Genomic DNA, 6,417 nt, shown 5'->3' with positions numbered 1-6,417 from the left:
ATTGCTTGATTCATTGAAGAAGACGAAAGAAGCAGCCTGTATCGGTTTGTAGCTGAGTTGGTTAGAACGCACCCCATGCTTTGAGGTAAAGAGCAGGGTGAGGTCGGCCTTAGTAGCTCGAAATTGGGTCTGTAGCTCAGTTGGTTAGAGCGCACCCCTGATAAGGGTGAGGTCGGCAGTTCGAATCTGCCCAGACCCACCAATTTTGTGTGGGAAACGCCTGTAGAAATACGGGGCCATAGCTCAGCTGGGAGAGCGCCTGCCTTGCACGCAGGAGGTCAACGGTTCGATCCCGTTTGGCTCCACCACTACTGCTTCTGAAGTTTGAAAGCTTAGAAATGAGCATTCCATCGTTGTGATGATGAATGTTGATTTCTAGTCTTTGACTAGTTCGTTCTTTAAAAATTTGGGTATGTGATAGAAAGATAGACTGAACGTTACTTTCACTGGTAACGGATCAGGCTAAGGTAAAATTTGTGAGTTCTCTTAGTTGAGAAATTCGAATTTTCGGCGAATGTCGTCTTCACAGTATAACCAGATTGCTTGGGGTTATATGGTCAAGTGAAGAAGCGCATACGGTGGATGCCTTGGCAGTCAGAGGCGATGAAAGACGTGGTAGCCTGCGAAAAGCTTCGGGGAGTCGGCAAACAGACTTTGATCCGGAGATGTCTGAATGGGGGAACCCAGCCATCATAAGATGGTTATCTTGTACTGAATACATAGGTGCAAGAGGCGAACCAGGGGAACTGAAACATCTAAGTACCCTGAGGAAAAGAAATCAACCGAGATTCCCTTAGTAGTGGCGAGCGAACGGGGACTAGCCCTTAAGTGGCTTTGAGATTAGCGGAACGCTCTGGAAAGTGCGGCCATAGTGGGTGATAGCCCTGTACGCGAAAATCTCTTAGTCATGAAATCGAGTAGGACGGAGCACGAGAAACTTTGTCTGAATATGGGGGGACCATCCTCCAAGGCTAAATACTACTGACTGACCGATAGTGAACTAGTACCGTGAGGGAAAGGCGAAAAGAACCCCGGAGAGGGGAGTGAAATAGATCCTGAAACCGTATGCGTACAAGCAGTGGGAGCCCACTTTGTTGGGTGACTGCGTACCTTTTGTATAATGGGTCAGCGACTTATTTTCAGTGGCGAGCTTAACCGAATAGGGGAGGCGTAGCGAAAGCGAGTCTTAATAGGGCGTCTAGTCGCTGGGAATAGACCCGAAACCGGGCGATCTATCCATGGGCAGGTTGAAGGTTGGGTAACACTAACTGGAGGACCGAACCGACTACCGTTGAAAAGTTAGCGGATGACCTGTGGATCGGAGTGAAAGGCTAATCAAGCTCGGAGATAGCTGGTTCTCCTCGAAAGCTATTTAGGTAGCGCCTCATGTATCACTGTAGGGGGTAGAGCACTGTTTCGGCTAGGGGGTCATCCCGACTTACCAAACCGATGCAAACTCCGAATACCTACAAGTGCCGAGCATGGGAGACACACGGCGGGTGCTAACGTCCGTCGTGAAAAGGGAAACAACCCAGACCGTCAGCTAAGGTCCCAAAGTTATGGTTAAGTGGGAAACGATGTGGGAAGGCTTAGACAGCTAGGAGGTTGGCTTAGAAGCAGCCACCCTTTAAAGAAAGCGTAATAGCTCACTAGTCGAGTCGGCCTGCGCGGAAGATGTAACGGGGCTCAAACCATACACCGAAGCTACGGGTATCACCTTCGGGTGATGCGGTAGAGGAGCGTTCTGTAAGCCTGTGAAGGTGAGTTGAGAAGCTTGCTGGAGGTATCAGAAGTGCGAATGCTGACATGAGTAACGACAATGGGTGTGAAAAACACCCACGCCGAAAGACCAAGGTTTCCTGCGCAACGTTAATCGACGCAGGGTTAGTCGGTCCCTAAGGCGAGGCTGAAAAGCGTAGTCGATGGAAAACAGGTTAATATTCCTGTACTTCTGGTTATTGCGATGGAGGGACGGAGAAGGCTAGGCCAGCTTGGCGTTGGTTGTCCAAGTTTAAGGTGGTAGGCTGAGATCTTAGGTAAATCCGGGATCTTAAGGCCGAGAGCTGATGACGAGTGTTCTTTTAGAACACGAAGTGGTTGATGCCATGCTTCCAAGAAAAGCTTCTAAGCTTCAGGTAACCAGGAACCGTACCCCAAACCGACACAGGTGGTTGGGTAGAGAATACCAAGGCGCTTGAGAGAACTCGGGTGAAGGAACTAGGCAAAATGGCACCGTAACTTCGGGAGAAGGTGCGCCGGTGAGGGTGAAGGACTTGCTCCGTAAGCTCATGCCGGTCGAAGATACCAGGCCGCTGCGACTGTTTATTAAAAACACAGCACTCTGCAAACACGAAAGTGGACGTATAGGGTGTGACGCCTGCCCGGTGCCGGAAGGTTAATTGATGGGGTTAGCTAACGCGAAGCTCTTGATCGAAGCCCCGGTAAACGGCGGCCGTAACTATAACGGTCCTAAGGTAGCGAAATTCCTTGTCGGGTAAGTTCCGACCTGCACGAATGGCGTAACGATGGCGGCGCTGTCTCCACCCGAGACTCAGTGAAATTGAAATCGCTGTGAAGATGCAGTGTATCCGCGGCTAGACGGAAAGACCCCGTGAACCTTTACTATAGCTTTGCACTGGACTTTGAATTTGCTTGTGTAGGATAGGTGGGAGGCTTTGAAGCGTGGACGCCAGTTCGCGTGGAGCCAACCTTGAAATACCACCCTGGCAACTTTGAGGTTCTAACTCAGGTCCGTTATCCGGATCGAGGACAGTGTATGGTGGGTAGTTTGACTGGGGCGGTCTCCTCCTAAAGAGTAACGGAGGAGTACGAAGGTGCGCTCAGACCGGTCGGAAATCGGTCGTAGAGTATAAAGGCAAAAGCGCGCTTGACTGCGAGACAGACACGTCGAGCAGGTACGAAAGTAGGTCTTAGTGATCCGGTGGTTCTGTATGGAAGGGCCATCGCTCAACGGATAAAAGGTACTCCGGGGATAACAGGCTGATACCGCCCAAGAGTTCATATCGACGGCGGTGTTTGGCACCTCGATGTCGGCTCATCACATCCTGGGGCTGAAGCCGGTCCCAAGGGTATGGCTGTTCGCCATTTAAAGTGGTACGCGAGCTGGGTTTAGAACGTCGTGAGACAGTTCGGTCCCTATCTGCCGTGGACGTTTGAGATTTGAGAGGGGCTGCTCCTAGTACGAGAGGACCGGAGTGGACGAACCTCTGGTGTTCCGGTTGTCACGCCAGTGGCATTGCCGGGTAGCTATGTTCGGGAAAGATAACCGCTGAAAGCATCTAAGCGGGAAACTTGCCTCAAGATGAGATCTCACTGGAACCTTGAGTTCCCTGAAGGGCCGTCGAAGACTACGACGTTGATAGGTTGGGTGTGTAAGCGCTGTGAGGCGTTGAGCTAACCAATACTAATTGCCCGTGAGGCTTGACCATATAACACCCAAGCAATTTGCATGCTCCGAGCTGAAAAGCGAGAGAGACCAGATTGCGGTGTGTGAAGACGAAACGAACCGAAAGTTCGATGTTCACAAAACACCGAAAGCTGTCACATACCCAATTTGCTGAAGCGAGGCCGTCTGGCCACGACTCAGTACCCGAATTTCTTGACGACCATAGAGCGTTGGAACCACCTGATCCCATCCCGAACTCAGCAGTGAAACGATGCATCGCCGATGGTAGTGTGGGGTTTCCCCATGTGAGAGTAGGTCATCGTCAAGATTAAATTCCGAAACCCCAATTGCGAAAGCAGTTGGGGTTTTGTTTTGCCTGCAAGAAAAACATCTAGACATAAAGCCCCGCTCAGGATCACCTGGTGGGGCTTTTTCATGCCCATAGCCGGCGTTAATTACGGTGCAGACACCGACAACATGTTCTGTAAGGAATCTTGAACCTGCGCCTTCAGAGAACGCCACTTGTGGCCGATAACCCACTCGGTGACTTCAAAGTCGCGCGAAATCGCTTGATAGCATTTAGCCGCCAGCTATCATCTGCGCGCCTGAAATTGCCCTCACTTCAATTGCCTGGAAATCTTCGATGCTGTCGTATCACCAAAAGAGTTTTCTGATCGTCGATGATTTCTCGGATTTCCGCAGTTCCGTTCGTTCGATGCTGCGGGAGCTTGGGGTCAAGGACGTCGACACCGCCGACAGTGGCGAGCAGGCGCTGAAGATGTGCGCGCAAAAATCCTACAATTTCATCCTGCAGGATTTCCATCTCGGCGACGGCAAGAAGAATGGCCAGCAGGTGCTTGAAGACCTGATGCTGGAAAAGCTCATCAGCCACGAAGCGGTGTTCGTCATGGTCACGGCCGAAACCAGCCAGGCGATGGTGCTCAGTGCCCTGGAACACGAGCCGGACGCGTACCTGACGAAGCCGTTCAACCGCTCGGGTCTGGCCCAGCGCCTGGAGCGTCTGGAACAGCGCAAGACGCTGCTCAAACCGATTCTGCAAGCCCTCGACCGCGGCAAACCGGTCGAGGTGCTCAACGCCTGCATCGCCCTGTGCAAGCAGGACATTCGTTATTCGCCTTTGTGCCTGCGTTACCGCGCTGATGCGCTGCGCGACATGAACCAGAACGAAGCGCTGGAACGTCTCTACGACGGCATCATCGCCGACCGGCCATTGCCGTGGGCATTTGCCGGGTTGGGCAAATTGCTCTTCAAGCGCGGCCAGGTGGCGCAGGCCAAAGGCGTCTACGAAAAAGCCTTGAAGGTGTTCCCGATGATGCCGTCGTTGTACGACGGTATGGCCGACGTGCTGGTTTCCGAGGGCGACAGCAAAGGCGCGCAACGGGTGCTCGAAGAGGCGATCCGTCTCTCGCCGTTGGCGGTGCGGCGTCAGGCGTTGCTGGGCAAACTGGCGATGGCCAACGAAGATTTCGACACCGCCTCGCGCGCCTATCGCCAAGCTGTGGCGCAGGGCGCGCAGTCGCGCTTCAAGGATCCGGAAAGCAACCTCGGGCTGGCCCATGCGTTGATCAGCAAAGGCAGCGAGCGCGGCCTCGATACGCGCACACGACTTGAGATCAACACCACCCTCAGCGCCGTCGCCAAGGAAAACCCGAGCGACCCGGGTCTGCAGATTCGTGCGCGCCTGATGAAGGCCACCAGCCTGCTGCTCAACGATGCCGAAACCGCCGACAAGCTCACCGAGCAGGCACTGATGCGCCTCGATGGCATGGAGCAGTTCATGAGCCCCGAAGCGGCGCTGCTGGTGGCCAAGCAACTGCAAATGCTCGGTCAGGCCGAGGCGGGCACTTCGATGCTCAAGAGTTGCGCTGAGATCTACGGTGATGATCCGGCGGTGATGAAAGACATCGCCAAGCTCACTGACGACCCGACTATCCTCAGTTCCAGCAACGCTGCTGCTGACCTCAACCGTCAAGGCGTGCGCGTATACAAGACCGGCAATCTGGTGGAGGCCCGCGAGGTCTTCCGCAAGGCGCTGAAGATGCAACCGAAGAACATCAGTATCGCGCTGAACATGGCCCAGTCGCTGTTGCACGGCACCGACACCACTGTGCCGTCGGCGGAGCTGGAAGAATGTCGGGCCTGCCTGAAACTGGTTGGCCTGATGCCCGACACCGACGCGCGTCATGCGCGTTATCAGAAGCTGAAAAGCAAGGCGTTTGGCGAATGAGCAACGACAAGCAGGCACTGGATTTTTCCACGGTGATTGCCTCCACCGTTCACGACATGAAGAACTCGCTGGCCATGCTCATGCAGGCCCACAGCCAATGGCTGGCGCGGTTACCGCAGGCGCAGCGCGAAGTTTCGGAACAGGGCGTCATCGACTTCGAGTTCGCCCACCTCAACGGCATGCTGGTGCAGTTGCTCGGGCTGTACAAACTCGGCGTCAATCAGCTGCCACTGCAACCTGCGTATCACGAACTGGACGACTTCATCGAGGCACAACTGGCGGCGCATCAAGAGGTGTTCGCCAGTCGCGGCATCATCGCGACCTATGAAGTCGACCCGCTGAGCCCGCTTGGCTTCTTCGACCGTGAACTGATTGCCTCGGTGCTCGGTAACTGCATCAACAATGCGATTCGTTATGCCCGCGAATCGCTGCTGATTACCGTCAGCGACGAAGCCGGGCAATTGGTGTTGACCATCAATGATGACGGCGCCGGCTATCCGCCCGAGATGCTCGAGCGCCAGGCAGATTACGTGCAAGGCATCAACCACAGCAGCGGCAGCACCGGACTGGGCCTGTATTTCGCCAACCGCATCGCGGCCCTGCATCAGCGCAATGGCGTTGAAGGTCGCACCGAAATCCGCAACGGCGGCCCATTGGGCGGCGGCGTGTTCAGCCTCTACCTCCCCTGAACGCATGCCCCCGTGTAGGAGCTGCCGAAGGCTGCGATCTTTTGATGTTGTTTTAAAGATCAAAAGATCGCAGC

The 6,417-nt window shown here is 54.4% G+C and carries 2 protein-coding genes, 2 tRNA genes and 2 rRNA genes; all 6 read left to right on the top strand.

Translation table 11 applies throughout. The annotated features are described in order from the left end of the window. Positions 1–125 precede the first annotated feature (125 nt). The 6 genes from QOL84_RS26650 (at position 126) to QOL84_RS26625 (ending at position 6,343) form a co-directional block, all read left to right on the top strand. Positions 126–202 (top strand) — tRNA-Ile (locus QOL84_RS26650). 30 nt (positions 203–232) lie between these two features. After that, a tRNA-Ala gene (locus QOL84_RS26645) sits at positions 233–308 on the top strand. 247 nt (positions 309–555) lie between these two features. Continuing rightward, a 23S ribosomal RNA gene (locus tag QOL84_RS26640) occupies positions 556–3,449 on the top strand. A 169-nt stretch (positions 3,450–3,618) separates the two neighbouring features. After that, positions 3,619–3,734: ribosomal RNA gene (rrf, locus tag QOL84_RS26635) — 5S ribosomal RNA — on the top strand. A gap of 315 nt (positions 3,735–4,049) precedes the next feature. Then, positions 4,050–5,654 (top strand): tetratricopeptide repeat-containing response regulator, encoded by a 1,605-nt coding sequence (locus QOL84_RS26630; RefSeq protein WP_283439162.1) that lies wholly within the window; start codon positions 4,050–4,052, stop codon positions 5,652–5,654. Then, a complete protein-coding gene (locus QOL84_RS26625; protein WP_283439161.1) occupies positions 5,651–6,343 on the top strand; it encodes a sensor histidine kinase in 693 nt (230 codons plus the stop codon). The genes QOL84_RS26630 and QOL84_RS26625 overlap by 4 nt, the downstream gene beginning before the upstream one ends. The last annotated feature ends 74 nt before the right edge of the window (positions 6,344–6,417 follow it).

Source organism: Pseudomonas helmanticensis (assembly GCF_900182985.1).
GTDB classification, from domain to species: Bacteria; Pseudomonadota; Gammaproteobacteria; order Pseudomonadales; family Pseudomonadaceae; genus Aquipseudomonas; species Aquipseudomonas helmanticensis.
The sequence above is the reverse complement of the archived record's forward strand: the minus strand, read 5'-3'. Positions and strand labels throughout refer to the sequence as shown.

Coding starts and splice junctions, on each gene's coding strand:
- QOL84_RS26630 (WP_283439162.1), top strand. CDS start 4,050: ATGCTGTCGTATCACCAAAAGAGTTTTCTGATCGTCGATGATTTCTCG.
- QOL84_RS26625 (WP_283439161.1), top strand. CDS start 5,651: ATGAGCAACGACAAGCAGGCACTGGATTTTTCCACGGTGATTGCCTCC.